This is a genomic window from Amycolatopsis sp. N2S4-7, from assembly GCF_058119595.1.
In genome coordinates this window covers 2,322,203-2,348,619 of record NZ_CP172299.1, presented here as the reverse complement: position 1 = coordinate 2,348,619, position 26,417 = coordinate 2,322,203, and the positions used below count along the sequence as shown (strand labels likewise).

Sequence of the window (26,417 nt, the reverse complement as noted above, 5' to 3'; positions counted from 1 at the left end):
AGTTCGACGTCGGCCCGGCCGGCCACGACCTCGCGCACGGAGGTTGAGTTCACCTACCGTACCGATGGGTGCCCTCGAAATCCCGCAGCGGATCAACTGGGACCCGCCAGCGGCCAAGGCCTGGTGGAAAATGAGCAAGCAGATCAAGTCGCTGCACACCGACTCCGGGTCCAGCCCGACGACAGTACCCAGGCACCTCGGTACGTCGTGGGCGGGAGGATCCACTCGAACACGAACTGCCTCGTCCGTGTCGAAGTCCGAGCCAGGGCGCCAAGGTGGTGAAAGAACTCGATGGAGGCACCCCGGAACTCGACCTGCCCGGCCCGTTGCCCGCGATCGGCCCCGATGACTCGATCGTCATCGACGCCACGATCAGGGTGCGCCCCGAAATGGGCGACTCGTGCGCGGGTGAGCTGCGGGACGACATCAATCTCTACGTCGTGAGGTGATGGGAAAGCGATGCAGCTCCTAGGAGGGGCGAGACGCAGAACGTCATTCAGGATTCCGTGGCGATCGATTCGGTGGTGCGGGCCCGGGAGGTCGGCGGGATGTCTGCGGTGCTTGCCGAGCTGATCCTTGGATTCGATGCCTTTGCCGGCGATGCGGACCTTGATACCGCGGTCGCGAACCCCAGCGGCGCAGGTCGGGCTGGTCGTAGGCCTTATCGGCAGCTTGGCCGGCTTGCGCCGCTGGGGGCCACGGCGAGACTTGATCGCAGGGATCGCCATCAGCAGCGGTTTGAGCGCGTAAGAGTCGTTCGTGTTCGCGGCCGAGACAGCCACCGCGAGTGGCAGCCCGGCACGGTCGCTGTGAACACCGCACGAGCGGCCACCGGGGCCGTGCCACCGCGCTGCGGACGCGGCTCGGACACCGGGATCAACGGCTCTGCCGACGGGCTTCACCTGAGGTCCCTGTCCCAGGTCAGCAGCCCCTCGTCGTCGGCGGCTGCCTCGCCCGTGGCGAGACGTTCGGCGACGTCGGTGAGCATGTGCGTCACGCTGTACCACTCGGCTGCGTATGCACCTTCGCTGGCGTACCAGTTCATGACGCAGCCGTACTGCTGACCAGGCCGGGTATCGATGCACAGCATTCCGCCGTCGACAGCACGGCAGACGGGGACCAGCGCCGTGCAGTACGGGAACACGGACTCGCCGGCGGCCATGTCGTGCTCGCCCTCGGCGGTGCAACAACGGTCATCGGGATACTCGTGCTGCCGGAGGTACTCTTCCCGGACCCGATGCACCGCCAGGGGCACGAAGTGGTGAGGGATCACCGCCCCGGCCCGGTAATCGTGCTCGTCGTCGATGCCGTCCATGGCCGCCCACCACCCGAGGAGGTCGGCGGGCAGGTCGGTCGGAAGCACGCTCCGCGCACGCTGCACTTCTGCGCTCGGTGACGGCGGCCTGATCACTCGTGCGGTCGCTGGCGCCAAGTCCTGGAGCAGAGTGACGATCCGCTGCCACGTCCGTGCCCCCAGTTCCGGCATCCGGATCACCTTTCCCGGTTCGTCAGCTCGTCACGGGTACCTGCTGTGGGTGTGCCCCAGGGCCCGTCGGGCGCACCCACAGCCTATCCATGAGCCGGACGGATCATCCGCCTCAGGACGTGACCGCGATGTAGAACCGCTCCTGGGCGTTCGGATGCAGCGATGGCGGCGCTCGGCATCAGCCCCGACGCTGTCGCGCGGGCGATCGCGTTCGCCGTCGAGCAGCCGGACGACGTCGAGATCGGCGACCTCACCATCCGGCCCACCCGGCAAGACTGAGTCGGGGAGGCGGCGTCCGGCCGCCCGTAGGACCCGAGGCCAGCGCCGAAGTCACGACGTCACGGCGAGGCCCTCCGGTTCGCTGCCGACCGGCACGGTCGCCACGACCGTGTTCGTCGCGATGTCGATCACCGACATCGACCCCGAAGCCGAGTTCGTGACGAAGACATAGCTGCTGTCGGGGGCCGCCGCGACGCCTTCGGGCTCGTCCTGGACCGGGATCGTCACCGGGGGGTTGCGGCCCAGCAGGGACACCGTGTCGGAGCCGGCGTTGGCGACGTAGACCTGCCCGCGCGGGGTCACCGCGACCCCCATCGGCACTTCCCCGACCGGCTGCGTCGTCATCAATGACGGACCGGAGGCGCTGATGGCGTTGACGCTGTTCGCGCCGGTCGCCGCGATGTAGACGCGGTCGCCCGCCGGGCTGGTCGCGATCCCGGCCGGGAAGCGGCCCACCGGCAGCGTGGCCACGACCTGGTCCGACCCGGCATCGATGACCGACACGGAGGCCGAGCCGTTGTTGGTCACGTACACCCGGCGCCCGTCCGGGCTGGCGGCCGGGCTGTGCGGGAACCGGCCCACCGGGATCTGCCGCACCACGGTGTTCGTCGCGGTGTCGATCACAGATACGGTGTCGGCCCCGAAGTTCGTCACGTAGGCGTGCGAGCCGGCGACCGCGACGCCGAACGGGTGCAGGCCCACCGGAACCGTGGCCAGGGTGGAATACGTGCGGGCGTCGATCACCGAAACGGTGTCGGAGAGCTCATTGGTGACGTAGACGCGGTCCCCGCCGGGTGCCGCGCCCACGCCCACCGGCGACCGGCCCACGCGGACGGTGGCGACCACCTCCTGCATCCGGGTGTCGTACACGGTGACGTTGTCGGAGCCGCTGTTCGCCACGAACACCTGCACCCGCGCGGGGTAGGCGTGCGCGTCCGGGCAGCTGGAAGCGAAGACGAGCAGCAGGGCCGCCAGCACTCCGCCGGCTCGCCCGGTGCCCGGCCGCCGCCGGCGCGGAACCGTCGCCGCGTCATGGCCGAATGACATGATTTTCTCCGGTTCAGCAGGCAATCGTGCCTTGTTCGAGAATGAAGGCTCTTCGGATCTCATGATCGGACGCCTTCGGGGAAGCCGGTCGGCGAAGCGCTTGTGGCGCGCCGTTTCCCCGGCCGGGATCACGCTATCCGACGGTCGGGCGAAGCTGCCACCGGAACAAGATCATGATCGCCTTGACGAGTGAACACGGCGGCGGAACGCCTTGATTTCCCCATAAACCTTTTCAACCCGTCCGTGTGTCACCGACGTCGGGGAAACGGTGCACACCGCGATTTCCGGCGATTTCCTGCATTGGGTGAAGCGATGCCGCCGGACGGAGGGGAGTCCCAGCGGTGGACCGGCAGCGGGAGACGAGTGCCGTCGGGCCGGTCGATGGCGAAATCGCGCCGATCGACGGCCACATCGGCACACGGTTGCCCGCCCCCGGACGCTGTCGGCCGCCGTGGTCTGGGAAAGCTGGTGGAGGTGGGGCCGGGCTCGCCCCCTACGCGAGCCCGGCACACCGCTTCCCCTGGTGCCGCCCTCCGCCGCCCCGGCCGCAGGTGAGAGTGGCGGATCCTGCCCGCGGCCCCGAAACCGTGTGCGTCGGTGAAACCGTCGACTCGCGCGGTCGTGACGAGCCTGCCGATCATGAACACCCGGACGGGGGATGAGGCCGGTTGCGAGCATTGGGGGGCGACTGCGGCAGTCGGGGGTGTGGCTGGGCTGTCCGGGTTACCGTGGTCACGCACGGAAACCCAGCTGGCGTGGGCCGGGATGTGGCGGCTGGCCGGGACGGAGGCGGTCATGGCGGCGCGAGGTGGTGCTGCGGGACGGGTGCCGGGCTGGTCGAGCCGGTGCTGGCCAGTCCCGACCGCGGCCGGCTACCCGCTGACCCCGCGTGGACGTATGCGTACAAGCTGGATGGCTATCGGGCCTGCATGCGCATCGCCGCGGGCGGACCACTGTGCTCACCAGCCGCCGTCTTCGCGCGCAGGTTGTCGCGGAGCCAGGCGTCGATCACGTCCCGTAGGCGTCGAGCCGGGATCCCGCTTCGGTGGTGGTTCCGGTTGCTTGGGCCACGCCGGCTCCGACGCGGTGGCGGCGGTACCCGACGCCGTGTTGCGCTCCAGGGCTCGAATGACAACCCGCCTCCGCGTCACGACGTATCGCGGCACGCCCGCAGATCCCGTGACCGGGCGCGCCGAGCAGCGGCGATCGCCGTCGGGGATTCTCGTTGCTGACTGCGGCAGATCAGTACGTCCCTTCGCGGACATCCATGCTCTGTTCGGCGAACGCCTTGAAATCCTGCATGTGCTGCTGCGACTGCTTGCGGAAGGCGCGGGGCATCACCAGCCCTGCCAGCCGCATCAGCAGGCCGCTGAACCGGTATTCGCTCTCGCTCTCCCAGAGCGTCGTCTCCGGGTTGACTTCGGTCAGCCGATCACGCACGACGCTTTGCATGCCCGCGCCGACGCTCTCGCGATCGAAGCGGACGACGCGCTCTTTGGGGATCTCGTTCAGGTCTACCGGCTCCCGGCATGTGATCGTTTCGGTGAATTCGACCCTCCGTTGCCCCGACTGCATCACGACTCGCGACCTGGTACCAAGCTGCCCGTGTATCCCGTTCACCGGCTCGTGCAGCACCAGGCCCCGCAGCCACTTCGGCAGGTGGGCCGGGTCGGCGAGCAGCTGGGCCACCCTCTCCCGGGGCAGGGCGATCTCGATCGAGTTGGTGTACTTCATCAGCATTCCCTCCCGGCGTCATCGTCTGGCGATTGACAGTCGCATCGGGTGCGAGCACCAGGGATGCCGGTCAGTGCACCGCGGCGGGCTGTCAGGCCGGGTCGGGTGCGTAGAACTTGGTGGTGGCCTCGACTGCGGCCGTGACGTGCTCCGGTTCGCCACCGGCGGCCAGGTGGGCCTGGCCCCAGGCCGCGGCGCTGCGCCGGATGAACTCGCGCCCTTCGGGCGACTTCTGGACCGCCTCGTGGTCGACAGTCTCGCCGGCGGCCAACAGCCGGGCCAGGGAGAGGAGATGCAGGTCCCAGCCAACGCCGCCGGCACCGGGGCCGTAGGTCGGAAACAGAGGCTCCTCGACGACCACTGCGTGGATCAGCTCGAATTCGGTCTCGCCGGTGGGGCCCGGGACCAGGCGCACTTCCACCTCGCTGGTGCCGGGCCAAGCGTCAGCGTCCGGCCCGTAGAGCCAAGACACCTTGAGCAGACGCGGCGGCTCGCACCGGAGGATCTCGCCGTGCTCGCCACCCTCCAGCTCGAACTTCCCGCCCAGCCGCAGATCCCCGGTGACCGGTTTCAACCAGCGATGAAGCCGCTCGGGGCTGGTAACGGCGTCCCAGACGTCCTCGATCTGCGCTTCGTATCGACGCCGCACCTCGATGGTGTACGCGTCGCCGGCGGGCACGCTGCCCTTGCCCATTGCCCGGCGCGCGGCGGCCAGCTCCTCCAATACGTCTTTCATGTCAGGGTCCCTTCGCTGATGGATCGGCCTTGTCTGCATCGGTGCCGGGCTCGGCCGGTCGGCCGGGCTCACCACCAGCCGGAGTCCGAGCTGCACGCCTGCCCCGGGCCAGCTCGGTTCCCAGAGCGTCGAGGCGTTGTTCCCACAACCGGCGGAACCGGTCCAGCCACGCGTCAACCTCGCTCAGCGGCGCGGGCTCGACGGCGTAGAACCGGCGAGCGCCCTCAGCCCGCACCGACGCGAACCCGCTGTCACGCAGCACGCGCAGATGCTGTGAGACACCCGGCTGGGAGAGTCCGAACTCGGCCCGGATCACGTCCGTGATCGCGCCAGAGGTCTGCTCACCGTCGGCGAGCAGCTCCAGAATGCGCCGGCGCACCGGGTCGCCGAGGATGTCGAACGCGTGCACGGATAGAATCGTACCAGTCTGCACTTATATAAGGCAGCGCTAGTATGCTGACGCCACGGTTGGCATCCTGCGAGTACCGCGGTCTGGCTTCGGTCGGCGGCTGTAGCGGCCGTGCACTCGGCGCCACGCCAACGGTGCTGCCGCGGCACGCGGGCGTCTGAACGACCGGCTCCGGGGCCGAGATTCGCCGAGGCGGTCGAGCAGGCGGAGGACGTTGCCGGGCCCCGGCGCCGGGCTTCGCCGAGTGGGCCGCGGACCACGCGGGGACCTCTCCTGAATCGGCGAGTGCGGCGTCGAGCTCCGACGCGTGCAGCGCGTTCGGGTGCCATTCGTCGAGCTATAGTGTTGGTCACGGACTGGTTCGGCGGTCGTGCCGCGGGGCTCCCGGACATCTACCTTCGATCACTGACGGTGTCGCGTCGCGTGGCGCGCATTGCCGGTGGTCCGTGCGTTCAGGAGCCGTCCTTGACCAGCTACAGCGTTATGTCCGCAGGCTCTCGCTTCGCCGTACTCGCGACCTGGCCCGGTGTGGAGAACGATCACACGGTGAAGGTCACGACCCTCGACAAGGGCGAACTGGCCCGTGATCTCGCCGTGTACCTCACCCATGTGTCCGAAGGCGCGTGGGACGCCGCACCGTGGCTCGACACGTACCCCGTCATCGAGGCCGCCATTTCCGCGCTCATCGACCACTTGCGCCGGCCGGAGTCCGCCATCCCGCAGATCGACCTTTCCGGGCACGGCTACCGCCACGGCGAGCAGTGGAGCTTCTCCGACGTCGCCGAGGTGCTGCTCTACCTGCCGGACGTGCTCAACCGCCTGACCAGAGCCCAGCGGCTGACCATTGCCGACGAACTGGCCACCGATGCCACCGGCCGGGCCGAGGCGCTCCGGACGTTGCCCGTCCGAGCGGAGCCGGCCACCGATGCCTCCCGCGCGTGGCAGGCACTAGAGGTCACGCGCGTGCTGCACAACGGCCAGCTCGGACCACTACCTGAGGGTGCCGCCGGGTGGATGGTGCGGGCGTGGGGGAACGAACTGATGTTGCTCGACCGTTGGGCTGCGCGCAACCGGCTGACCCGGATCGAGCAGCTGGTGGCGGCGTGCGCGCAGTGCGGAGGTCGTGCCGAAGCGCGGCTCGAACCGGACCTCCATGCCCACCTTGTCGTGCCCGGAGGCAGGGGCGTGACCGACAACGACGTTTTCTTCGTGACCGTGCCATCAGGGCACAGCGGCTCCCACGACGAGCGTCCCACGGCGCCCATGACCGTCAAGCGGTTGCACCTCACCCACGGCACGGTCGACGAGGTTGCCGTCCTTGATCCCGCCGATGACGACGGCTTCGCCGAAGCCCTCGGCGAGTGGACCCGCCTGGTGCCGTGGTCCGGCCTGCAGGTGCCGGCTCGTACCTCGGCGTCCGCACCCGGCTGAGCGGTCGCCGTTCAGACAGCCTGGTCATCGCCGAGGCCGGTCTTCGACGTGGGTGCACCGGCACCATCGCGATCTTCACGGTCGGTCGGTGCCGAGGTCGGCGCGGTCGACCTTGCGGTGGAACCGCATCCCGGCCAGACCCCCGAGGATCGCTCCGACCAGGGCGACGACGAGGGCCACGGCCACGCCGATGATCGTCGTGATGGTCGCGGCGTCGTCGCTGACCGGCAGTTTCGGCAGCCCGCCGACGCGGCTGACGACGTCGAACCGGTCACCGGCGATGGCGGCGAGGATCGCGACGACGACGGTGATGACGATCGTCCAGACCCACACGGCGATGCCCTGCTTCACGCCGTTGAACCGGGCCATGCGTCCGGCGACGTAGCCGCCGCAGTAGTACGCGACCAGCAGGACGGCCGCGGCGACGACGGCGCTGACGACCCCCGCGGTCCGCGTCATGTCGGGATTCTGCGCGGCCTGCCCGGCCACTTGCCCGCTGTCGTCGGTGAGGGACAGGCCGATCAGGCCGCCGATGGCGGTGAGCAGGGCGAAGAGCAGGACGGCGGTGCCGATCGCGGTCAGCCAGCCGAAGAACGCCGAGCCCCACTTGATGCCCCCGAAGCGGTCCTTCTGCCGGTGGAGGACATCCCCGCGGGAAGGCCTGATGTCGGTGTCCGCCTCGAGCCGGTCGTGGTGATCGAGGTCGGTCCGGGCGTCGTCCGGGTGCTGCCCGGGACCCGCGCGGCCGGTCAGCCGGTTTCGCACCGACGGCTCCCGTCGCGGGGAGTCCTGGCTGGTGGGGTGCGCAGCGGCGCGGTCGCGGGGGTTGTCGCCTTGGCGTTCGGTGGGCATGGTGGCTCCTTCGGTGGTCCGGTGACCGGCCGGGTGAAACCGACCGGCCGGTCGGCGGATGACGGCAGGACGGCGGCTCCGAGTGCCGGGACCCGAGTCGAGCGGGAGATCAAACCGCCGGCGCGACTTTCGCGGACGTGTTCGAGAAGGCAACACCGGACCTCCCAGGCGCACTCGCCGTCGGACACCGGGGTCTGGGGTGGGTGACCGAGCCAGGGGTGGCTCTTGCCGGGCGAATGCCCTCGACCCGCCTCATCAAACATCGGCACGGCAACGTGAGCGCGGCCGCTTCGCCGTTTCCGGCGGCCGTCCCCGGGTAATCGCGCACTCCGGCAGCGAACGGAGAACGCCATGTCCACCCCCATCCGCACCGGCCAGGCTTCCGCCGGGCAACGACGACGGAGCGGGCTCGTGCGGCTCGCCGCCTTGGTGCTCGGCGTGGTCTACCTCGTGCTCGGCGTGGCCGGGTTCTTCGTGCCCGGCAACGCCGGGTCGACGTCCGCCGGTCCGTTCGGCACCCACGCGACGCAGTACACGCTGCTGATCTTCAGCGTCAGCCCGCTCTTGAACGCCTTGCGCACCCTCGTCGGCGTGGTGGGCGTGGTGGCCGCCCGCAAGATCGGCGGCACCGCGATCTACGCGCTCGCCCTCGCCGTCGGGTTCGCCGGGTTCAGCGCGTACAGCGTCCTGGTGCTCAGCTTCGGCACCGGCGACCGGTTCAACCTCAACTGGGCCGATGTGATCCTGCACCTGGTCACCGTGGCCGGCGCCGCGGTGCTGGCGTACGCGGCGTTCCGGATCCGGCGGACCGAGGCCGCCGGATCCTGACCACACCGACGATCGTGCCGGACTGGGCGGGGCCCCGGGACAGCCGGTACCCGACGCGGGGCCGAGGACAGGAGACGCGCGTGAGCGTGGGTACCGAACGCGAGCCGATGGTCCGCCCGCCCGCACTGCGCACCGGGCAGGAAGCGTCGGCGAGCAACCTCGAACTGTTCTTCGACCTCGCCTACGTCCTGGTCGTGAACGAGCTCGCCGTCGCCTTCCTCAAGCACCTGACGTGGTCCGGGGTCGGCACGTTCGTGGCCCTGTTCATCGCCATCTGGATGTCCTGGGTGGGGTACACCCTCTACGCCAACCGGTTCGACACCGACGACGTCCTGTTCCGGATCGCCAAGCTCGCCGCGACCCTGTCCATCGCCGGGTGCGCGGCGAGCGCCGCGACCGCGACCTCGTCGTTCTCCACGCCGTTCGCGGTGTGCTTCCTCGTCGGCCGGGTGATCCTGCTGGGTCTCTACGCGCGGGCGTGGCGGCACGTCCCCGACGCGCGGGGCACCATCGACGTCTACCTCGCCACCATCGCGGCGAGCTCGGCCCTGTGGGCCGTGTCGCTGGCTTTCGGGGCACCGGCGCGGTACTGGCTGTGGGGCGCGGCAGTCGTCGTCGACGCCGTCGGCCCGGTCGTCGCCACCTGGCGCGACAACCACCTCCCTCTGCACATGGAACACCTCCCGGAACGGTTCGGGCTCTTCGTGATCCTGGTGCTCGGGGAAGCCGTGGGCGGCGCGGCCATCGGCGTGCACGACGCGGTGTGGGGCCCGTCCGCAGTGGCGGTCGGGGTCGCCGGGTTCGTCATCGCCGCCGCGATGTGGTGGATCTACTTCGACACCGCCGCCGCCGTGGGGGCCGCCGCGTTGCGCCGGCGCGACGACGAGTCCCGGGATGACGGCACGCCCGCCGACGAACGGCACGACCTGTTCGTCTACGGCCACCTGCCGCTCGCCCTGGGCGTCGTCATGGCCGGCGTCGGCGTCGAAGAGCTCGTGCTGCACCCCGGGGCAGCGCTGCCGTCGGCGGGCGGCTGGGCCTTGGCCGCCGGCGTCGCCCTCTTCCTGACCGGAACCGCCCTCGTCCTCGGCGGCAGCAGCCGGTCCTGGCGGGCGATCTGGCCGTGGCCCGTCGCCGCGGTCCCGCTCGCGCCGGCCGCCGCCGCGTTCGGGCACCACCGAGCCCTGCTGCTCGTCGCGGGACTGGCACTGCTGTGCCTCGGCCTGGCCATGCGAGGAACGGTCGTCCGCCGCAACGGTGGCTCGGACCCGGTGGCGCGGAAGACGCCTCGTACCCCGGTCTAGTCCTGCTGGGTCCTTCCGGTTCGACGAGGTGGGCCGGCGCGGAAGTCCGCGAACAGCGTGTGGCGGCGCGACCGCGGCAGCTGCCGGATCCGAGCAGCCGGAGACCGGTCCGGCGTGGACGGCGGGAACTGCCGCGCGGTCGCTCGAGATCCGGCCGACTCCTGATTCCCGGTTGTCCAGCGCTGACGTGGGTAGCCGGAAGTCATGACGGATGACCAGAACGACGGCGGTACCGCGGAACGTGGCATGGCGGCCGCACCGCACCGCCTGCTCGCGGCGGTGGAACGGGCGCGAATTCTGGACGGGCTCGCCGAGTTCGTCGCGAAGCCGTTGCGGCGCCTCTTCGGTGGCCGAGCGGGCCGGACGCTGCGTGGCCGCGAGGTCGGGCACCCGCTGCATCCGCTGGTGGTCACCCTCCCGATCGGCGCCTGGCTGTGCTCGTCGTTGCTGGATTTCCTGCCGGGCAACGGATCCGCCGCCCGGCGGCTCGTGGCCGTCGGGTTGCTCGCCACGCCGGCGGCGGTCGTGCTCGGTGCCGCGGACTACAGCGAGCTGGATGCTCGCCAGCGTCGCGTCGGGGTCGTTCACGCCGCGGCCAACGTGCTCGCCGCCTCGGTTTTCGTGACGTCGTTCAGCGCGCGGGTCCGGGGCGCGACGGCGGCGGGCAAGACCCTGAACCTCGTCGGCCTCGTCGTGCTCGGTGCCGGCGGTGCGCTCGGCGGTCACCTCTCCTACGCCCAGGGCGCCGGCGTCTTTCGCTGGCAGTCCGCGGGGGAAGACGTGCCGCGATGACCGACTTCCTGGCTATCTACCTGCGCGACCAGCAGGCGCTCGCGGTGACGTGGCGAGCGGTCGCGCGCCGAGCCCGGGACAACAACAAGGGCACGGAGCTCGGCGCGGTCCTGGCGGAGGTCGCGGACGCGATCGCGCAGGACGTGCGGACGTACGAGGGGATCATGCGCGGCCTCGGGGTCCGGTCCAACCCGGCCAAGATCGTCCTGGCCGCCGCAGGGGAGCGAGTCGGCCGGCTCAAGCGAAACGGCCGGTGGCTGGCGTACTCGCCGCTGAGCCGCTTCCTGGAGCTGGAGATCCTCGCGATGGGCATCGAGGGCAAGAAGATCCTCTGGCACACCCTCGGCGAGCTGGCCGGGTTGCGGGAACGGCTGCCGGACACGGACTTCGACGAGCTGCTCGCCCGCGCCGCCCGCCAGCGGCAGACGTTGGAGCCTTTCCGGCGCGAGGCCGGCCTGCGGGCGTTCGCCACCAGGACGTGAGCAGATCCACGGCTGAGCGCTTCAGCTGGACGCGTAGGCGGGGCGGGTGACGCGGCTGTAGTCCTGTCACTCCGCTGAGGTCACGAGGCGCCGGTCGAAGTCGTCGCGCAGCAACGACATCGCGACTCTCCCGCGCGCCGACCGTGCCGGTGTCTATCCTCCCGGTCTTCCCGTTCACGGCTGTTCTCCTTCCGCGCTGGATGTGCGCTGTTCGTCGATGACCGCGTGAACGGTGCCGCCCGCCGGTTTCGTGGCAGAGGCGATGGTGCGGATCGGCTCGCCGGGTGGGGACCGGTCCCGGGACGTGTCCGCCACCATGCATGGGAGCAGAATTTGCCGGGTGAGCTCAGTGACTCGACTTGCTGTTGCGTCCGGTGAGGCGGGCTTCTGCGCCCTGGGGATTCAAGCTCGCGTTCGGTTGCGGCTCCGAACGGATTGAGGGGGAAACCGGTGAGAAAATGGCTGTTCGTCGTGATCTCCGCGGCCCTCGTGTCGGCATGCGGCAGAGAACCGGCGCCCGACCCGGAACCCACCGTAGTACCCGAGCCGCCGCGAATGCAGGGCGTGGCCGTGCTGAGTTCCGACACGAACGGCAACCGGCTGGAGTTCGTCGACCCGGGAACCGGCACGATCACCACGACGCTCCCGTTCCCCGCCACGGAAAAACCGTTGGTGACCCCGAACGGCCCGTGGGAGGCGAATGAGGTCTTCTCGCCTGATTGGCGGGTGCGCTGCCGCGTACACCGGGAACGACATCCAGCTCTACACCCTCGCCGACGCCGAGAAACGATATGTCCCCACCCGCAGGATCACGGCGCCGCCAGGGGCGGGCGTGATCGAGTCGTTCCGGTTTGGCGGCAGCGGGTCGAAACTGTGGTTCACCACGGGCATCACCTCCGCTCCGGTCTATTCGGTCGACTGCCTCAGGGCGGATAGCGCCCCGGTCCAGGAGGACGCCGCCTTTTTTCACACGTGGGGCCTGATGTGGGACGCTCGAGGCAAGCTCGTCAAAGAGTCCGTGCTCACGACCATCGCCCCGGACGGCAAGTCGTGGATGTGCTCCGTGGCGGACGAGTCCGGCGCCGTGGTGGATGCCTCGCTGAGCATGGGCTCCGGGAACGAGTACTTCCTCGTCGCGCCGCCCGACGGCGACACGCTCCTGTTCGGCGCGAGGAGCAAACCCGCCGGGCCGGCACTGATCAGGGTCGTCAAGGACCAGGCAGCGGGGACCATCCGGGTCGCCGTGATCGCGAACTCACCGCAGCCTGTCACCAGCACGGTGGTCTCGCCGGACAAGGCCGACGCCGTCTTCGAGACGGAAGGCGGACCTTGGTTGATCTCCTCGACCCCTCCGGGCAGCACACCTCGGCAGGTCGTGGTCCAAGGTCTGCCGGAAGACGGGAACAGGACGGACCACCGGTTGCTCGGGTGGGCTTGACGATCACCTGCCCACAGAGTCCGGCCGGCACCAAGCTGACGATGGCCGCTTGCGACGACGACACTGCGCAGAAGTTCTCCTTCCCTGGCGCATTCCTTGTGATCAACGACCGTTGCGCGGGCATGAACGGCAGCTCGTTCGAGCTGCAGACCTGCACCGGCGGCCCCTTCGGACGGTCTGGGCCTGATGGGCCGGCAAGTTGCTCATCAGCCAGGGCCACTCGGTCACCTTGCACGCCCGCAACACCCACCCGGGCCGAGGACGCCCGTGCGGCCCTGCCCGGCGCCCACGACGTCGTGATGTCGATGCGGTCTCGAGTTGATGCTGGGGCCGTCGTGATCAACGAGATGATGTGGGGAAATCGTGTCTGCCTGAACTGCGACAGGTCGAGGGCAGCGGGTGTTGCCGGAGCGGCCGCTGTGAGGACGCGGAACGTGAAGGCCGTTGATCCAAGCGGGTGAAGAACGACCCTCGGCGCGCATCGGGGCGCCCAGGATCGTCTTCCGGGTATGAGCTTCACCCATCCAGGAAGCGCTCAAGAGGAAGGGCGGCGGCGCCGCGGGTAGCGGCCTCCGGGCCGAGGCTGCACAAGTCGATGGACGTGGTGGCGAAGCAGCGCTTGAGTGAGTGAAGTCGGGCTGCGTCGCGGATGACGTCGAGGTTGCGCCGGCCGAGGAGTAAGCCGGCCCAGCCGCCGAGGATGATGCGGGAGGGGTTGAGCAGGTTGATCAGTCCGCCGATGCCGGCACCGAGGTACCGGCAGGTTTCCGCCAGTACTCCGGTTCCCTGGTCGTCGTGCGTGATGGCGGCGAGGGCGGATTCCTGGTCGGCGTCTTCTGCGATGACCCCGCCCGCTTCGCGGAAGCGATCGAGGATCGCCCCGGCGCCGACGTAGGCTTCGAGGCAGCCCTTGCTGCCACACCGGCAGGTGCGTCCGCCGGCGACGAGCACTGTGTGTCCGAATTCCCCCGCGGTCGCCGCGGCGCTGCAGACGTCGGAAATGATGCCGGCTCCCACGCTGGAGTCGAGCAATGCGACCACCGCGCTGGGTGTTTCCCGGCCGCCGCCGAACGCCGGCTCGGCTCGCCACACGGCGTGGGCGCGATTGTCGAAGTGCAACGACAGGTCGGTACCGCCGCGCAGCAGCCGCTCGAGCGGAACCATATTCCAGCCGAAGGCCTGCGAGTCGACCGTCACTTCGGGGGTGTGCCGCACCGTACCGGGTACTCCCACGCCGACTCCGATGATGGTGTTCGATGGAACGGCACTCTCGGCCAGTACGCTGAGCAAGCCCGCGAGAACCTGTGAGGCGACCGCTTCCGGGCGGTGCCGGCGGGGATCGATGGGGTAGTCGGCTCTGGCGAGCCGGGTCATGGACAGGTCGAACAACCCGACCCGGAGCTTCGTTTCACCGACGTCCACACCGACCACGTGACCGTAGCCAGGAGCGATGCGCAACAGCATCCGGGGGCGGCCGCCGTCGGACTCGATCGAGCCGACCTCGATGACCAGGCCTTCGTCGACCAGCTCGCGCACCACTTTGCCGACCGATGCCGCGCTCAATCCGGTGGCCGTGGCCAGCGCGTGCCGGCTGGCAGGAGCACGGAAGTACAGCGAGCGCAGCAGCAGTGAACGGTTGCCTCGACCGAGGGTGCCCACTGTGCTCGGTCGGCGCTGCGTCATGGCTCGTGTTCTCCCGGTGACACTTCTTCCATGGCGTGAACAAAGAGGGTTCACGTCCTTGACTCTTCTTGGTCACACGAGTTAAATCAAGGCGCGAATTAAGCTGTGTCCTGAGTCACAGAGCTCCCCGTGGCTCGCCCGCGCACCCCCCGAGGACTTCAGATGCGAATGAGAACCACCGCGTCAGCGCTCGTCCTGGCGCTGGCCGCCGCCACTACCGCCGCGTGCGGTGGCGGCGACTCGACGTCGGCCGACGGCCCCAAGGAACTCACCTACTGGGCCTCCAACCAGGGCACGAGCCTCGACAACGACAAAGCGGTCCTGCAGCCCGAGCTCGACAAGTTCGAGAAGGCCACCGGCGTCAAGGTCAAGCTCGAGGTCGTTCCGTGGTCGGATCTGCTCAACCGGATCCTGGCCGCGACGACTTCGGGCCAGGGGCCCGATGTCCTCAACATCGGCAACACGTGGTCGGCGTCGCTCCAGGCGACCGGTGCGTTCCTGCCGTTCGACGATGCCACCCTCGACAAGGTGGGCGGCAAGTCCCGGTTCCTCGGGCCGTCGCTGGCCGCGACCGGTGCGAACGGCCAGCCCCCGGTGGGAGTCCCGCTCTACGGGCAGGCCTACGGCCTCTACTACAACAAGAAGCTGTTCCAGGAGGCCGGTATCACCGCGCCCCCGGCGACGTGGGAAGAGCTCGTCGCGGACGGCAAGAAGCTCACCGACCCGCAGAAGGGGCAGTGGGGGCTGTCGCTGCAGGCGGGCCAGGTGACCGAGAACAGCCACCACGCCGCGATCCTCGGCGCTCAGCACGGGGCGAACTTCTTCTCCCAGGACGGCAAGCCGCAGCTGGCGTCGGATCCGGCGGTCGCGGCCGTCCAGCAGTACGTCGACCTCATGCAGAAGGACAAGATCGTCAACCCGTCGAACGCGGAGTACGCCGACACCGCGAAGTCCCTCAAGGACCTGGCGGACGGCAAAGCCGCGATGTTCATGAACCAGGCGTCGGCCGGTTCGTTCAAGAACATCGGGGCGGACCTGGCCAACATCGGCGTCGCGCCGATCCCGCTGCCGGCCAGCCCGCCCGCGAACGGCCGGAAGGTCACCAGCTTCGTCGCGGGCATCAACATGGCGGTCTTCAAGTCCGCCAAGAACCCCCAAGCCGCTCTGGACTTCGTGAAGTTCATGGTGTCGGCACCCGAGCAGGCACAGCTGAACAAGACCTACGGGTCGCTGCCCACCGTTCAGGACGCCTACGGTGACCCGGCGTTCCAGACCGCTGACGTCAAGGTGTTCCAAGCCGTCCTGAGCACCAGCGCCGAACCCATGCCGCAGGTCCCCCAGGAGTCGCAGTTCGAGACGCTGATCGGCACCGCCATGAAGACGATGTTCGCCGACGTCGCGGCGGGCCGGACGGTCGAGGCCGGCAAGATCAAGGATCAGCTGGCGCAAGCCGACCAGCAGATCGCGGCCGGGAGCTAACCCGAAATGACGACCGCTGTGCGGGGGGCTCCGGCCGCGAAGGCGGCCGGAGCCCCCCGGCCCGGAAGCCCGCGGCGCAAACGCCGCCGGCCGGCCCTCCCGTACCTCCTGCTGTTGCCCGCTCTGCTGCTCGAACTGCTCATCCACGTCGTCCCGATGCTCGTCGGCGTCGTGATGAGCTTCGTCAAGCTGACCCAGTACTACATCCGCAACTGGTCGGCGGCCCCGGGCGCCGGGCTCGACAACTACAAGTTCGTCCTCGACTTCGACACCGCCACAGGCAAGGCGCTGGCGCACTCGTTCGGGATCACCGTCGAGTACACGGTGCTGTCGGTGGGGCTCTGCTGGCTCTTCGGCACGTCCGCCGCGGTCTTGATGCAGCGCAGCTTCCGCGGGCGTGGGCTGCTGCGGACGTTGTTCCTGGTTCCGTACGCGCTGCCGATGTACGCCGCCGTCATCACCTGGTCGTTCATGTTCCAACGCGACACCGGCCTGGTGAACAGCCTGCTCGGCACCCACTCGTTCTGGTTGATCGGGGACAACAGCTTCTGGTCGCTCGTCACCGTTTCGGTGTGGCGGAACTGGCCGTTCGCCTTCCTCATCGTCATGGCGGGCCTGCAGAACATCCCGGGCGAGCTCTACGAAGCGGCCTCGATCGACGGCGCCGGTTGGTGGACCCAGTTCCGGGCGATCACCCAGCCCATGCTGCGGCCGGTCAACCAGGTGCTGATGCTGGTGCTGTTCCTGTGGACGTTCAACGACTTCAACACCCCGTACGTCCTGTTCGGGAAGTCCGCTCCGCGTGAGGCGTCGCTGATCTCCATCCACATCTACCAAAGTTCGTTCGTGACCTGGAACTTCGGGCTCGGCTCCGCCATGTCGGTGCTGTTGCTGCTGTTCCTGATGCTGGTCAGCGCCGCGTACCTCGCGTTGACCGCCCGCCGGAGGAGGACGGCCAGTGTCTGAGCCCCGTTGGGTCCCCTGGGCCCGCCGCTTCGTCCTCGGCTTCCTCGCGCTGTTCACCCTGCTGCCGCTGTACGTGATGGTCTCCACGTCGCTGAAGCCCCTCGGCGACGTTCAGGGAGTGTGGCAGTGGATCCCGACGACGTTGACGATCCAGCCGTTCCTCGACATCTGGAAGACCATCCCGCTGGCCAAGTACTTCCTGAACAGCTTGGTCATCTCCGGCGCGGCCACCGTCTGCTCGGTCCTGATCGCGATCTTCGCGGCCTACGCCATCAACCGGTACAAGTTCCGCGGCCGGAACTTCTTCGCCATGACCGTCCTGTCGACCCAGATGTTCCCCGGCATCCTGTTCCTGCTGCCGCTGTTCCTGATCTTCGTCAGCATCGGCAACACCACCGGCATCGTCCTGTACGGTTCCCGCCTCGGCCTGACCCTGACCTACCTGACCTTCTCGCTGCCGTTCGCGATCTGGATGCTCGCCGGTTACTTCGACTCCATCCCGAAGGAGCTCGACGAAGCCGCGATGGTCGACGGCAACGGACCGGTGGGAGCGCTGATCCGCGTCGTCATCCCCGCCGCGGTCCCCGGCATCGTCGCCGTGTCGATCTACTCCTTCATGACGGCCTGGGGCGAGGTGCTGTTCGCCTCTGTCATGACCGATTCGGACACCAGGACACTCGCCGTCGGCCTGCAGGAGTACTCCACCCAGGTGCAGGTGTACTGGAACCAGGTCATGGCCGCCAGCCTGATCGTCTCGGTCCCGATCGTCGCCGGATTCCTCCTCTTCCAGCGCTACCTGGTCTCCGGGCTCACCGCCGGCGCCGTCAAGTAACCCCCACGCCCACCCACTTCCTAGGTGAGGTCCTGCCTTGAAGCTTTCTCTGCCCGCGGAGTTCCTCTGGGGTGCGGCCACCGCCGCGTACCAGGTCGAGGGTGCCGTCGACGTCGACGGCCGCCTGCCGTCCATCTGGGACGACTTCTGCCGGGTACCCGGTGCCATCGACAACGGCGACACCGGTGACGTCGTGTGCGACCACTACCGGCGCTGGCCCGAAGACCTGGCGATCATGAAGCAGCTGGGTCTCGACGCTTACCGCTTCTCCATCGCCTGGCCCCGGGTGATCCCGACCGGCCGCGGCAAGGTGAATCCCCGGGGCCTCGACCACTACGACCGCTTCGTCGACGCCTTGTGCGAAGCCGGGATCCGCCCGTTCGTCACCCTGTACCACTGGGACCTGCCTTCGGCGCTGCAGGCCGCGGGCGGGTGGCCCGAGCGGGACACCGCCTACGCCTACGCGGAGTACGCCGCGGTCGTCGCCGCCCGGCTCGGCGACCGGGTGCGGGACTGGAGCACCATCAACGAACCGCTGTGTGCCGCCTGGCTCGGTTACCTCGAGGGCCGGTTCGCCCCCGGTGTCAAGGACCTGAAGCAGGCTGTGGCTGCCTCGCACCACCTGCTGCTCGCCCACGGGTTGGGTGTTCAAGCGATCCGCGCGCACGCCGGCCGTCCCGCGAACATCGGCCTGGTCTGCAACCTGTCGGGGATCGAAGCCGCCTCGGACCGCGACGAGGATGTCGCCGCGGCGCGGCGGATGGACGGGCACGTCAACCGGTGGTGGCTCGACCCGGCCAACGGGCGCGGCTACCCGGCCGACATGCTCGAGGTCTACGGTGTCGAGCCGCCCGTGGTCGGCAACGACCTCGACGTCATCGCGGCACGCACGGACTACCACGGCCTCAACTACTATTTCCGCCAGATCGTCGAGGACGATCCCACCGGCCCCGCGCCCTTCGCCAGGCAGGTGCCGGCGGAGGGCGCGGGTACCACCGCCATGGGCTGGGAAATCCACGGTCAGGGGCTGGCCGACCTGATTCACCGGCTGCACGACGACTACGGCGCGCAGGCCATTTACATCACCGAGAACGGCGCCGCGTTCGACGACAAGGTCGCGGAGGACGGCTCCGTGCCGGACGACGACCGCATCGCCTACTTCGAGGAGCACCTCACGGCGGTCGCGTCGGCCGCCCAGGCGGGTGCGCCGGTCAAGGGATACTTCGCGTGGTCCCTGCTGGACAACTTCGAGTGGGACAACGGCCTCGACAAGCGGTTCGGCCTCGTCCGTGTCGACTACGGCACCCAGCTCCGCACCGTCAAAGCCAGCGGCCACTACTACGCGGACCTCATTCGTGAGCACCGCGGCCGGGCCTGATCTCACCACTCGCCGGCTTCGCCCCCAGGGCCCTTGGCCCGCTTGACGCGGTATGGAGGTGCGGGTCGCGCGAACCTGGTGTCGTTGGTGCGCTGGTGGTGGACGGCCGTTGCCCCTATCTGGCGGGCCTCGGCGACCCCAGCCGCAGCGCGACGCCGTCGGTGCTCTCGGCCTTGGGTTCGAGGGTGAGGTGGGGGACGCCGGCAGCGCCCGGCCAAGGGCGGCCGACCGTGGTGTCCCGGGCGAAGGCAACCACGCGCGGCTGCCGATCCAGTCCGGCCTCCTCCGCTCGATTGCGCGTGGAGGAGCAGGGCCAGGGGAGGGGCGCGAGGTATCCGGTGCTGCCGACCTGCTGCCCGAGTTGCCCGCGGACCGGCCGCGTCGAGCGTAGGAGGGGGCTCGACGCGGCCGGTTACTGGCGGAACCGACCACAGTGGACGGTGACCTCGACGCTGGCCGCGGCCGTTCCCCCGGAGCCGATCTGACCGACTCCCCACGTCGTCGCCTGCGGGTGTCGCAAGCCGGTCGCGGCGTTTTGCGTGCCCCTGGCCACACGAACTCACCACCGCCGGCCAGCGGCACGGCCCGTCGCCACCGCGGAGTGCGTGCGCGGGACTCACCGTCGCGGGTCGCCGGCGCCGTCGTCCGGGATCTGAGCACCGCACGGTAGCGGCAACTGAGCAAACAGCCGAAGCGATAATTCCTAAGCTCGACGTGGCCCCGGTTTCGGGAGCGGCGGCCTTGACGGTGCCGTTCGGCGACGCGCTGCCGGACCTGCATCTGCTGCGGCTGACCCTGACCGATGGCCGCGGCACGGTGCTGTCGGAGAACACGTACTGGCGCTACCGCAGCGACAGCGCGATGCGGGCCCTCAACCAGCTCCCGGGCGCGCGCCTGACGACCTCCCTGCGCCCGGACGGCGACGCGTACACGGCCACGATCCGCAACGACGGCCACACGGTAGCGGCGATGATCCGCCTGTCGCTGCGGGAGCACAACGGGACCGACCGGGTGTTGCCGACGCGGTACGGCGACAACTACTTCTGGCTCCTGCCAGGGGAGAGCCGCACGGTCCGGGTCGAGCCGCGGCGGCGCGTGCCGGGGCCCGGCCGCAGGTGGAGGCCTACAACGTCGCGGCCAAGGTGGCAGGATGAGGCTGGTTGGAGGCATTCGTGCCGTAAGCCGCGTCGCGCTCTTTCGCTCGCAGTCAGGTGTTCGGCTGCTCAGGGATGCCTGGTCGAGCTGCGGGGGATGAGAGTGGGGGCTGCGACGACGGTGCGAGGTGGTTCGTCGCGGGTGGCCTCGGAGAGCAGGTCGAGGGCGCCGGTGGCGATCTGGGCGAAGGGCACGCGGACCGTGGTGAGCGGGACGGGCAGGCGGCTGACGATGGGGATGTCGTTGTAGCCCACCACGGAGAGGTTGTCGGGGATGCGCAGGCCGAGTGCGTGGGCGGCGGCCATGACGCCGATCGCGGTGTTGTCGTTGACGGCGAAGATCGCGGTCGGGCGGTCGGCACGGTCCAGGAGCTTCCGGCCGGCGCTCTCGCCGGACTCGATGGAGAACGAGTTGCCGGCGATGAGCGAGTCGTCGATGCCGAGGCCGGCCTGGGTGAGGGCGTGCCGGTAGCCGGCGAGGCGGTCGCGGGCGCTGGAGGCGTAGCCGGGGCCGCCGACGAGCCCGATGCGGCGGTGACCGAGGTCGAGCAGGTGGCGGACGGCCAGCTCCGCACCGAGCCGGTCGTCGCCGATCGAGGCGGGGCCGGTGCCGTCGGTGCGCAGAGCGAGAGCGTGGGGCACACCTCGTGCGGTGGGGGTGCCGAGACGGGCGGTGGTGAGCACGAGCCCGTCGACGCGGCGGCGCACGAGGGTCTGCACCGCGACTTCTTCGGTGCCGGGGTCGTCGCCGGTGGTGGCGACGACGGCGAACAGGCCGCGGGCCGTGGTCGCGGTGACGATCTCTTCGTAGAGCATCGCCATGACGGTGTCGGTGAGGCGGGGGACGATGACGCCGACGGTGTTGGTGCCTGAGCGGCGCATGCCGGAGGCGAGGGGGTCGCGGACGTAGCCGAGCTCGGCGGCGACCTGCCGGACCCGCTGGGCGGTGGGGCTGCTCGAGTGGGGGAGTCGTTCGTCGAGCACGCGGGAGACCGTGGACTTGCTGACCCCGGCGGCCCGGGCGACGTCGATGATGGTCACCACGCGGTCGAGCGTACTGGGACGCGGACTTTTTCCGGACGGGGTGTTGACGTCGGCGGGCATGTGAGTCATCGTACGGGAACGTTCCCGCAACCGTTCCCACAACGGCGGGATCACATCGGACGTCTCCGTGAGAAGGGCCAACGAATGTCTCTGGATCTGCGTGGGCTGGTGCCCGCCCCCGTCACGCCGTTCACGCCGGATGGCGAGGTCGACCACGCCGCGCTCGCCCGGTACGGCAAGTGGCTCGCCGGGTTCGACGGCGTCAAGGGCCTGGTCGGCCTCGGTCACGCCGGGGAGGGCACCTTCCTGACCCAGGCCGAGCAGGTCGCCACGATCCGCACGCTGGTCGAGGCCGTGAACGGCACGGTGCCGATCATCGCGGGCATCACCGGCGAGGGCACCGCGGTCGCGGCCGAGGAAGCCGTCCGCGCCGTGGACGCCGGTGCCGCGGCCGGGCTGGTCTACCCGTCGCACGGCTGGCTGCGGTTCGGCTTCCAGGCCGGCGCCCCGCAGGAGCGGTACCGGGTGATCCACGAGACCTCGGGGCTGCCGCTGATCCTGTTCCAGTACCCCGACGTCACCAAGGCCAGCTACGACCTGCCCACCCAGCTGGAGATCGCCGCCCAGCCCGGCGTGTTCGCCACCAAGAACGGCGTGCGCAACATGCGCCGCTGGGACACCGAGATTCCCGTCCTGCGCGCCGAGCACCCCGACCTGCAGATCCTCACCTGCCACGACGAGTACCTGCTGCACACCATGTTCGACGTCGACGGCGCCCTGGTCGGCTACGGCGGCCTGGCCCCCGAGCCGCTGCTCGAGCTCATCGCGGCCGGCAAGGCCCGCGACTACGCCGCCGCCCGTGCGGTGCACGACCGGCTGCTGCCGGTGACCAAGGCCGTGTACCACCGCGGCTCGCACATGGAGGGCACGGTCGCGCTCAAGCTCGGGCTCAAGGCCCGCGGCATCCTGCCGTCCGCGACCGTGCGCTCGCCGCTGATCGACCTGTCCGCCGAGGCCGAGGAGGAGATCGTCCTCGCCCTCAAGAGCGCCGAGCTGCTCTGATCGCGCTCCGCGGCGGCTCCACCTCCGAGGGGGGCGGTGGAGCCGCGCGGCCTGCCGGGCCGGCTTTCCGCCGCGGCCCGGGACCGATCCGGCGGCGGCACCCGTTGCCGCCGCCGGATCCGCTCGCCGGCGCGGTCGCGCCGGCTCGGTGACAATGCAGTCTTCGCTGACTCCGCACCGCCGCGGAGGGCAAGGAACAGTCCCATGACCACTTACGCAGCCGGCGGGCCGACCGCCACCACCGGCGCCGCCCTCGTCGCCCGCCTCGAACGGCTCCCGGTCACCCGGCGCCTCCTGCTGATCCGCGTCGTCATCGGATCCGCCACCTTCTTCGACGCCTACACCGTTCTCGTCATCGCGTTCGCGATGCCCCAGCTGGTCACCGAGTGGAACCTCGACGCCACGCAGGTCGGCCTGATCCTCTCCGCCGGCTACGTCGGGCAGCTGCTCGGCGCGATCACGTTCGGGTGGGTCGCCGAACGCTTCGGCCGGACGAACACGCTGCTGATCACCATCGCGCTGTTCGTCGCGATGGACATCGCCTGCCTGTTCGCCTGGAACGGCCCGTCGATGATGCTCTTCCGGTTCCTGCAGGGAATCGGCACCGGCGGCGAAGTCCCGGTCGCGAGCGCCTACATCAACGAGTTCATCGGGGCTCGCAAGCGCGGCCGGTTCTTCCTGCTCTACGAGGTCATCTTCCCGGCGGGCCTGATGTTCGCCGGCATCGCCGGCTACTTCCTGGTCCCCGAATTCGGCTGGCGCGCCCTGTTCGTCGTCGGGATCATCCCCGCCGTCCTCACCATCCCGCTGCGGGCCCTCATGCCCGAGTCACCGCGCTGGCTCGCCGCCAAGGGGAAGGTCGAGCAGGCCGACAAGGTCGTCACCATGCTCGAAACCGAGGCCGTCAAGCGAGGCCACGTCCTCACCGAACCCGTGCTGCGCCCGGTCGATCCCCGAGCCAATGCACGGTCGGATTGGCGCGAACTCTTCAAAGGCGTCTACCGCAAGCGGACGCTGATGATCTGGGTGCTGTGGGCGACGGTCTACCTGGTCAACAACGGCCTGGTCACCTGGCTGCCGACGCTCTACAAGCAGGTCTTCCACCTGCCGCTGCGGACCAGCCTCGCCTACGGCTGGCTCACCTCCGGCGTCGGTGTCGCCGCCTCGGTCGTCTGTGCGCTGCTCATCGACAAGATCGGCCGCAAACGCTGGTACTCCGCCGCTTTCCTGCTGGCGGTTCTCCCGCTGATCGCGTTGACCGCCGCAGGCGCCACCACTGCCGCCCAGGTCCTCGTGCTGGCCACCCTCGCCTACGCGATCCTGCAGACGATCTCCTTCTCGCTCTACCTGTATTCCGCGGAGCTCTACCCCACCCGGCTGCGCGCGATCGGCACCGGGTTCGGCAGCGCGTGGCTGCGCGCGGGGTCGTCGATCGGCCCGCTGCTCGTGGGCTGGATCGTCGCCGACCTCGGTATCCGGTACGTGTTCTCCGCCTTCGCCGCGGTCGCGCTGATCGGCGGGATCGTGACGATCCTCTTCGCGATCGAGACGAAGGGCAGGGTCCTGGAGGAGCTCTCCCCGTGACAGCAGGGGTGCTCGGAAGTCGGCGCAGCACCTGAGCCACCGCACCGACAGCTCCGGAGGCAGCCTCGCCCGGTCGGCGAGGCTGCCTCGCCCGAGACCGACGTCGACGAAGAGTGCGAGACGTCGTAGATCTGCACCGGCGCAGCGACTTCGGTCACCATCGTCCCGACCACCCGAGGCGCTTCCCATGCTTGCCGGCTCGGCACCGGCGACCTCAGCCGGCCCCGCACGACGGCGTGGCCGGCTCGTCAAACCGGCGCCAGCGAGCGCACGCTGTCCCGGCTGTTCCGCCCCGCGGTGGCGAACCACGACCCGCGTGTTCCACGCGATGATCCAGCTCGCGGCCGCCATGGCGGGAAGCCGGCGCGCCCCAGGGACCGATGCTGCCGGCCGAGCGCGGATCGGGGTTCGCCGTCCAGGACCCTACTTCCGGTTCAGCAATTCACGAGCCAGCGCGAGTGCCGCAGTAGCCCGTTCCTCCGCTGTTCCGCCGAGCTGCGCGCCGCGCGATTCGGCCATCACCAGGGTGCTGAGGGCGAGCCGGGCGCGCATGCGGCCGTCGATGTCGGTGCCCGGGCCGAGTGATCGCGTGAGGGCGTCGAGGTGGTGGAGCAGCTCGGCCGCCGCCGGGAGGCCGGCGAGGGCGTGCTCGTTCACCCGGGCGCACACGAGCAACGCGCCGTGCTCGCCCCGGATGAGCGCGGCGAACCGGTCCAGGGCCTCGCTGCGCCGGCGCCAGGGGGCCGGCGCCGGCTGCAGGGACTCCGCGAGCTCGGCCAGCTCCGGCAGGACCTGGCCGTACGAGCTCGTCAACACGTCTTCCTTGCTGCGGAAGTGGTGGTAGACCGCCGGGCGGGTGATGGCGAGCCGGTCCGCGACCTCGGCCAGCGTGGTTCGCTCGTACCCCTGCGTCGTGAACATCTCCAGGGCGGTGGCGCGGATGCGCTCGCGGGTGTCGGTACGCCGGCCGTCGGCGCGTTCGCTCATGCCGTCAGCATCCCACCCAGCCAACTGACTTACACGTAAGTCAGGTATCTTCGGCAGCATGGGATCCGATCAAGACGTCGTCCACGAAGGACTGTCCGGCCGCCGGGTGCTCGTGACCGGCGGCAGCCGGGGACTGGGAGCGGCGATCGTCCGGCGCTTCGCGGCCGCCGGCGCCACCGTCCTGGCCTCCGCCCGCACACCGCCGGAGCCGGGCGAACTGCCCGCGACGTTCTTCGCGGCCGACCTCGCCACCGCCGAAGGGGCCGCGGACCTGGCCCGCCGGGTGCTCGACACCGCGGGCGGCGTCGACGTCCTGGTCGACAACGCCGGCAGCGCCTCGCCGCCGGCGGACACCCTCGTCCGCACCGACGAGAGCTGGGAGACCGACCTGGCGCTCAACCTGCTGGGCGCGGTCCGGCTCGACCGGCACCTCGTGCCCGGGATGGTCGAACGCGGGCGCGGTGTGGTCGTCCACGTCTCGTCGATCGCGAGCCGGTTGCCGCAGCCCGGCCAGGTCGCCTACGCGGCGGCGAAAGCCGCGCTCAACACCTACAGCCGTGCCCTGGCCACCGAACTCGGCCCGAGCGGCGTGCGGGTGGTCAACGTGCAGCCCGGCTTCATTCCCACGCCGGGGGCGATCGCCCACCACCGCGAGATCGCCCAGAGCCGCGGCGTCAGCCTCGAGCAGGCCCAGCGGGACCTGGCCACCAGCCTCAACGTCCCCATGGCCCGGCCCGGCTCACCGGAAGACGCGGCCGAACTCGTCGCGTTCCTCGCCTCGGACCGCGCCCGCTGGCTGACTGGCGCGCAGTACCGGGTGGACGGCGGCATCCTGCCCGTCGTCTGAGCATCGCGCCCCCCGGATGCCGTCCAAGACGACGTCGACGACGGACCGGGGCATCTCGGCTGACCGGGAACGACGCCGAAGCGGGGCCCGCCCTCGGCGACGAGAAACCTGGAAACCACGCCGGCGGCCCCCCAGCGTTCGGGGGCAGCCGCAAGACCGATTTCAGCAGCTGGACATATTCGGTCCTGACGAGGCGGATGCCGCCTCGTCAAACTTTGTCTTTCGGTCTCGCGGTCTTTGCCGCAGGTCACATCGTTGTTGCGCTCGACTCGGACTTCGGTGCCCGGCGGGCCTTCCAGGCGCCACAGCGCAACACGCCCCGCTTCATGGAGGCATGGGCGGGCAACGGTCCCAGCGGCGTTGCCTGGTACGCCTCCGGAACGGGCACCGCGTTCACTTGGGGGATCAACAAGTGGATCAAGGTGGACTCCGGAACCTGTGGTGCCTATCGTTGGAGCGACGGCAGCCGGTCCATCACCTGCATCACCATCAAGGCCTGACCGCCAGCACGCCGAACCGCGTCAGGTCTGATTGACCTGCGGCCAGCATGGTCGGCATGCGTATAGGAGTGCGAAGGCGAGCG

The 26,417-nt window shown here is 69.8% G+C and carries 24 protein-coding genes and 2 pseudogenes; 17 read left to right on the top strand and 9 right to left on the bottom strand.

The genetic code is table 11. The features are described from left to right. Nucleotides 1-275 precede the first annotated feature (275 nt). Nucleotides 276-449, top strand: a complete 174-nt coding sequence (locus ACH54P_RS10840) for a hypothetical protein (RefSeq protein ID WP_489912231.1) — start codon at nt 276-278, stop codon at nt 447-449. A gap of 449 nt (nt 450-898) precedes the next feature. Here the strand turns inward: ACH54P_RS10840 and ACH54P_RS10835 are convergent, their stop codons facing one another. After that, nucleotides 899-1,486 (bottom strand): SMI1/KNR4 family protein, encoded by a 588-nt coding sequence (locus tag ACH54P_RS10835; RefSeq protein WP_489912230.1) that lies wholly within the window; start codon nt 1,484-1,486, stop codon nt 899-901. Nucleotides 1,487-1,648: 162 nt separating this feature from the next. On the opposite strand from ACH54P_RS10835, the pseudogene ACH54P_RS10830 reads away from it, so the two are divergent. Beyond that, nucleotides 1,649-1,765 (top strand): annotated as a pseudogene (locus tag ACH54P_RS10830) (oxidoreductase); the annotation flags it as partial. A gap of 51 nt (nt 1,766-1,816) precedes the next feature. On the opposite strand, the gene ACH54P_RS10825 reads toward ACH54P_RS10830, so the two are convergent. From ACH54P_RS10825 to ACH54P_RS10810, 4 genes are all read right to left on the bottom strand, one after another. Next, a complete protein-coding gene (locus ACH54P_RS10825; protein ID WP_489912229.1) occupies nt 1,817-2,812 on the bottom strand; it encodes a YVTN family beta-propeller repeat protein in 996 nt (331 codons plus the stop codon). Nucleotides 2,813-4,054: 1,242 nt separating this feature from the next. After that, nucleotides 4,055-4,546: an SRPBCC family protein gene (locus tag ACH54P_RS10820; RefSeq protein ID WP_489912228.1), complete on the bottom strand. Its 492-nt coding sequence runs from the start codon at nt 4,544-4,546 to the stop codon at nt 4,055-4,057. Between the two features lie 91 nt (nt 4,547-4,637). Next, nucleotides 4,638-5,282: an SRPBCC domain-containing protein gene (locus tag ACH54P_RS10815; protein ID WP_489912227.1), complete on the bottom strand. Its 645-nt coding sequence runs from the start codon at nt 5,280-5,282 to the stop codon at nt 4,638-4,640. A gap of 1 nt (nt 5,283) precedes the next feature. Beyond that, the gene (locus ACH54P_RS10810) at nt 5,284-5,691 is read right to left on the bottom strand and encodes an ArsR/SmtB family transcription factor (RefSeq protein WP_489912226.1); all 408 of its coding nucleotides are present in this window, start codon (nt 5,689-5,691) and stop codon (nt 5,284-5,286) included. Nucleotides 5,692-6,156: 465 nt separating this feature from the next. Between ACH54P_RS10810 and ACH54P_RS10805 the strand changes: the two genes are divergently transcribed. Next, nucleotides 6,157-7,122, top strand: coding sequence for a hypothetical protein (locus ACH54P_RS10805; RefSeq protein ID WP_489912225.1), 966 nt, complete (start codon nt 6,157-6,159; stop codon nt 7,120-7,122). 75 nt (nt 7,123-7,197) lie between these two features. Here ACH54P_RS10805 and ACH54P_RS10800 read toward each other — a convergent pair whose 3' ends face one another. Beyond that, nucleotides 7,198-7,974, bottom strand: a complete 777-nt coding sequence (locus ACH54P_RS10800; protein ID WP_489912224.1) for a hypothetical protein — start codon at nt 7,972-7,974, stop codon at nt 7,198-7,200. A gap of 351 nt (nt 7,975-8,325) precedes the next feature. Between ACH54P_RS10800 and ACH54P_RS10795 the strand changes: the two genes are divergently transcribed. The 5 genes from ACH54P_RS10795 (at nt 8,326) to ACH54P_RS10775 (ending at nt 12,818) form a co-directional block, all read left to right on the top strand. Continuing rightward, nucleotides 8,326-8,802 (top strand): DUF4383 domain-containing protein, encoded by a 477-nt coding sequence (locus ACH54P_RS10795; RefSeq protein WP_489912223.1) that lies wholly within the window; start codon nt 8,326-8,328, stop codon nt 8,800-8,802. A gap of 80 nt (nt 8,803-8,882) precedes the next feature. Continuing rightward, nucleotides 8,883-10,106, top strand: a complete 1,224-nt coding sequence (locus tag ACH54P_RS10790; RefSeq protein ID WP_489912222.1) for a low temperature requirement protein A — start codon at nt 8,883-8,885, stop codon at nt 10,104-10,106. A gap of 204 nt (nt 10,107-10,310) precedes the next feature. Further along, the gene (locus ACH54P_RS10785; protein WP_489912221.1) at nt 10,311-10,898 is read left to right on the top strand and encodes a DUF2231 domain-containing protein; all 588 of its coding nucleotides are present in this window, start codon (nt 10,311-10,313) and stop codon (nt 10,896-10,898) included. Next, entirely contained in the window at nt 10,895-11,380 is a 486-nt protein-coding gene (locus ACH54P_RS10780) for a hypothetical protein (protein WP_489912220.1), read from the top strand. The genes ACH54P_RS10785 and ACH54P_RS10780 overlap by 4 nt, the downstream gene beginning before the upstream one ends. 700 nt (nt 11,381-12,080) lie before the next feature. After that, on the top strand, nt 12,081-12,818 hold the full coding sequence (locus ACH54P_RS10775) for a hypothetical protein (RefSeq protein ID WP_489912219.1): 738 nt from the start codon (nt 12,081-12,083) through the stop codon (nt 12,816-12,818). Nucleotides 12,819-13,334: 516 nt separating this feature from the next. Here ACH54P_RS10775 and ACH54P_RS10770 read toward each other — a convergent pair. Further along, the gene (locus ACH54P_RS10770; protein ID WP_489912218.1) at nt 13,335-14,501 is read right to left on the bottom strand and encodes an ROK family transcriptional regulator; all 1,167 of its coding nucleotides are present in this window, start codon (nt 14,499-14,501) and stop codon (nt 13,335-13,337) included. A 162-nt stretch (nt 14,502-14,663) separates the two neighbouring features. Here ACH54P_RS10770 and ACH54P_RS10765 point away from each other — a divergent pair, with 162 nt between their 5' ends. The 5 genes and pseudogenes from ACH54P_RS10765 to ACH54P_RS10745 all read left to right on the top strand — a co-directional run. Beyond that, nucleotides 14,664-15,980, top strand: a complete 1,317-nt coding sequence (locus ACH54P_RS10765; protein WP_489912217.1) for an ABC transporter substrate-binding protein — start codon at nt 14,664-14,666, stop codon at nt 15,978-15,980. Nucleotides 15,981-16,094: 114 nt separating this feature from the next. Further along, nucleotides 16,095-16,946, top strand: a complete 852-nt coding sequence (locus ACH54P_RS10760) for a carbohydrate ABC transporter permease (protein ID WP_489912216.1) — start codon at nt 16,095-16,097, stop codon at nt 16,944-16,946. Continuing rightward, nucleotides 16,939-17,778 carry a carbohydrate ABC transporter permease gene (locus ACH54P_RS10755; RefSeq protein WP_308678409.1) on the top strand — a complete coding sequence of 280 codons (840 nt, stop codon included), beginning with the start codon at nt 16,939-16,941 and terminating at the stop codon, nt 17,776-17,778. The genes ACH54P_RS10760 and ACH54P_RS10755 overlap by 8 nt, the downstream gene beginning before the upstream one ends. Before the next feature lie 37 nt (nt 17,779-17,815). Continuing rightward, entirely contained in the window at nt 17,816-19,156 is a 1,341-nt protein-coding gene (locus tag ACH54P_RS10750; protein WP_489912215.1) for a GH1 family beta-glucosidase, read from the top strand. An 861-nt stretch (nt 19,157-20,017) separates the two neighbouring features. Beyond that, a pseudogene (locus ACH54P_RS10745) lies at nt 20,018-20,182 on the top strand (hypothetical protein); the annotation flags it as partial. A 197-nt stretch (nt 20,183-20,379) separates the two neighbouring features. Here the strand turns inward: ACH54P_RS10745 and ACH54P_RS10740 are convergent. Then, nucleotides 20,380-21,354 carry a LacI family DNA-binding transcriptional regulator gene (locus ACH54P_RS10740; RefSeq protein ID WP_489912214.1) on the bottom strand — a complete coding sequence of 325 codons (975 nt, stop codon included), beginning with the start codon at nt 21,352-21,354 and terminating at the stop codon, nt 20,380-20,382. Nucleotides 21,355-21,498: 144 nt separating this feature from the next. Here ACH54P_RS10740 and ACH54P_RS10735 point away from each other — a divergent pair, with 144 nt between their 5' ends. Both ACH54P_RS10735 and ACH54P_RS10730 read left to right on the top strand, forming a co-directional pair. Next, nucleotides 21,499-22,416 carry a dihydrodipicolinate synthase family protein gene (locus tag ACH54P_RS10735; protein ID WP_489912213.1) on the top strand — a complete coding sequence of 306 codons (918 nt, stop codon included), beginning with the start codon at nt 21,499-21,501 and terminating at the stop codon, nt 22,414-22,416. Between the two features lie 204 nt (nt 22,417-22,620). Further along, nucleotides 22,621-24,000 carry an MFS transporter gene (locus tag ACH54P_RS10730; protein ID WP_489912212.1) on the top strand — a complete coding sequence of 460 codons (1,380 nt, stop codon included), beginning with the start codon at nt 22,621-22,623 and terminating at the stop codon, nt 23,998-24,000. A gap of 423 nt (nt 24,001-24,423) precedes the next feature. On the opposite strand, the gene ACH54P_RS10725 is transcribed toward ACH54P_RS10730, so the two are convergent. After that, nucleotides 24,424-24,987 (bottom strand): TetR/AcrR family transcriptional regulator, encoded by a 564-nt coding sequence (locus tag ACH54P_RS10725; RefSeq protein ID WP_489912211.1) that lies wholly within the window; start codon nt 24,985-24,987, stop codon nt 24,424-24,426. A 58-nt stretch (nt 24,988-25,045) separates the two neighbouring features. Between ACH54P_RS10725 and ACH54P_RS10720 the strand changes: the two genes are divergently transcribed. Both ACH54P_RS10720 and ACH54P_RS10715 read left to right on the top strand, forming a co-directional pair. Beyond that, nucleotides 25,046-25,834: an oxidoreductase gene (locus tag ACH54P_RS10720; protein WP_489912210.1), complete on the top strand. Its 789-nt coding sequence runs from the start codon at nt 25,046-25,048 to the stop codon at nt 25,832-25,834. A gap of 215 nt (nt 25,835-26,049) precedes the next feature. Next, nucleotides 26,050-26,334, top strand: coding sequence for a hypothetical protein (locus ACH54P_RS10715; protein WP_489912208.1), 285 nt, complete (start codon nt 26,050-26,052; stop codon nt 26,332-26,334). Nucleotides 26,335-26,417: the final 83 nt, after the last annotated feature.

Bases quoted from the DNA above. Each gene is read 5' to 3' on its own strand.
- ACH54P_RS10835 (WP_489912230.1), bottom strand. From the start codon at position 1,486: ATGCCGGAACTGGGGGCACGGACGTGGCAGCGGATCGTCACTCTGCTC.
- ACH54P_RS10825 (WP_489912229.1), bottom strand. From the start codon at position 2,812: ATGTCATTCGGCCATGACGCGGCGACGGTTCCGCGCCGGCGGCGGCCG.
- ACH54P_RS10820 (WP_489912228.1), bottom strand. From the start codon at position 4,546: ATGAAGTACACCAACTCGATCGAGATCGCCCTGCCCCGGGAGAGGGTG.
- ACH54P_RS10815 (WP_489912227.1), bottom strand. From the start codon at position 5,282: ATGAAAGACGTATTGGAGGAGCTGGCCGCCGCGCGCCGGGCAATGGGC.
- ACH54P_RS10800 (WP_489912224.1), bottom strand. From the start codon at position 7,974: ATGCCCACCGAACGCCAAGGCGACAACCCCCGCGACCGCGCCGCTGCG.
- ACH54P_RS10795 (WP_489912223.1), top strand. From the start codon at position 8,326: ATGTCCACCCCCATCCGCACCGGCCAGGCTTCCGCCGGGCAACGACGA.
- ACH54P_RS10785 (WP_489912221.1), top strand. From the start codon at position 10,311: ATGACGGATGACCAGAACGACGGCGGTACCGCGGAACGTGGCATGGCG.
- ACH54P_RS10780 (WP_489912220.1), top strand. From the start codon at position 10,895: ATGACCGACTTCCTGGCTATCTACCTGCGCGACCAGCAGGCGCTCGCG.
- ACH54P_RS10775 (WP_489912219.1), top strand. From the start codon at position 12,081: ATGAGGTCTTCTCGCCTGATTGGCGGGTGCGCTGCCGCGTACACCGGG.
- ACH54P_RS10770 (WP_489912218.1), bottom strand. From the start codon at position 14,501: ATGACGCAGCGCCGACCGAGCACAGTGGGCACCCTCGGTCGAGGCAAC.
- ACH54P_RS10765 (WP_489912217.1), top strand. From the start codon at position 14,664: ATGCGAATGAGAACCACCGCGTCAGCGCTCGTCCTGGCGCTGGCCGCC.
- ACH54P_RS10735 (WP_489912213.1), top strand. From the start codon at position 21,499: ATGTCTCTGGATCTGCGTGGGCTGGTGCCCGCCCCCGTCACGCCGTTC.
- ACH54P_RS10730 (WP_489912212.1), top strand. From the start codon at position 22,621: ATGACCACTTACGCAGCCGGCGGGCCGACCGCCACCACCGGCGCCGCC.
- ACH54P_RS10725 (WP_489912211.1), bottom strand. From the start codon at position 24,987: ATGAGCGAACGCGCCGACGGCCGGCGTACCGACACCCGCGAGCGCATC.
- ACH54P_RS10720 (WP_489912210.1), top strand. From the start codon at position 25,046: ATGGGATCCGATCAAGACGTCGTCCACGAAGGACTGTCCGGCCGCCGG.